The 1,609-nt window shown below is 61.7% G+C and carries 2 protein-coding genes; both read left to right on the plus strand.

What is annotated here, in order from left to right; genetic code table 11:
* On the plus strand, positions 1-390 hold a 390-nt coding region (locus E2L05_RS20930; RefSeq protein ID WP_394346573.1), incomplete at its 5' end, for a glutamate ligase domain-containing protein.
* Positions 390-1,475 carry a phospho-N-acetylmuramoyl-pentapeptide-transferase gene (mraY, locus tag E2L05_RS20515; RefSeq protein ID WP_133344881.1) on the plus strand — a complete coding sequence of 362 codons (1,086 nt, stop codon included), beginning with the start codon at positions 390-392 and terminating at the stop codon, positions 1,473-1,475. The genes E2L05_RS20930 and mraY, both read left to right, overlap by 1 nt.
* The last annotated feature ends 134 nt before the right edge of the window (positions 1,476-1,609 follow it).

Raw genomic sequence — 1,609 nt, forward strand, 5'->3', positions numbered from 1 at the left:
AACCCCACCTCGCTGGGTGCCGCGCTGGAAGTGCTTGCCCTGCATACGCCCGAAGGCGGGCGGCGCGTGGCAATCCTTGGCGATATGTTGGAACTTGGGCCTGATGAAGCCGCGCTGCATGCTGACCTTGCGGGTCATCCGGCCATGTCCGCGGTCGACGTGGTGCATTGCGCAGGGCCGCGCATGGCGCATCTGTGGGCGGCACTTCCGAGTGCAAAGCGCGGGATGCAGGTTGAAACCGCCGCCGAAATGCTGGACAGGCTGCCCGAGCTGGCGTCGGCGGGTGATGTGGTGCTCGTCAAAGGCTCGCTCGGGGCCCGGCTTGGACCGGTGGTGAATGCCTTGCGAAAACCGGGTCGTAAGGCCCCTGACATGTCTGGGACGAACTGATGCTTTTTTGGCTTACGGCCTTTTCCGATGGCGGGGACGCCTTCAACCTCTTCCGCTACATTACGTTTCGGGCGGGCGGCGCGTTCTTCACCGCGCTGATTTTCGGGTTCCTGTTCGGCCGACCGCTGATCAATTTGCTGCGTAAGCGCCAGCGCTTTGGCCAGCCGATCCGCGATGACGGGCCGGAAAGCCACCTGGTGACCAAAGCGGGCACGCCGACCATGGGGGGGGTGCTGATCCTTGGGGCGGTGGTTCTGTCCACGCTTCTGTGGGCGCGGCTTGATACGCCGTATATCTGGATGGTGCTTCTGGTGACGATGGGCTTTGGGGCCATCGGATTCGCGGATGATTACGCCAAGGTCAGCAAGAACAACACCAAAGGCGTTTCGGGCAAGACCCGCATGGGGCTTGGGCTGTTGATTGCGGCACTCGCTGCCGGATGGGCCATGTGGTTTCATCCGCCTGAGTTGACAGGGCAACTGGCCTTCCCGCTGTTCAAAACGATGCTGCTGAACATGGGGCTGCTGTTTATCCCGTTTTCCATGTTGGTGATTGTTGGCGCGGCCAATGCGGTGAACCTGACCGACGGGCTGGATGGTCTGGCGATCATGCCAGTGATGATTGCGGCGTCTGCGCTTGGGGTGATTGCCTATGCCGTGGGTCGGGTCGATTTCAGTGAATACCTCGATGTGCATTACGTGCCTGATACGGGCGAGCTGCTGATCTTTGTGGCGGGTCTAGTGGGCGGCGGGCTTGGCTTTTTGTGGTACAATGCGCCGCCGGCGGCCGTGTTCATGGGCGATACCGGAAGTCTCGCCCTGGGCGGCGCTTTGGGGGCCATCGCAGTCGCCACCAAGCACGAGATCGTGTTGTCGATTGTTGGCGGGCTCTTCGTGGTCGAGGCGCTGTCGGTTATTATTCAGGTGGCCTATTTCAAGCGCACCGGCAAACGCGTGTTCCTGATGGCTCCGATCCACCACCATTTCGAGAAAAAGGGCTGGAAAGAGCCGCAGATCGTTATCAGGTTCTGGATCGTGTCGTTGATCCTTGCGCTTATCGGGCTGGCGACGCTGAAAATCCGCTGATCTGATTGGCTCGCGCTGACGCGCGAGACGACAAGTCCCCATGCCCGCGCGCAAGCGCGGACACGGGGCCCGCCGCCCGGCTTGACCGCTCCGCGCTGAGGCGTAACGAGGGTCATGCCATCACGTGAAAGGAC

The organism is Meridianimarinicoccus aquatilis, from assembly GCF_004358675.1.
In the GTDB taxonomy this organism is placed as follows: domain Bacteria; phylum Pseudomonadota; class Alphaproteobacteria; order Rhodobacterales; family Rhodobacteraceae; genus Meridianimarinicoccus; species Meridianimarinicoccus aquatilis.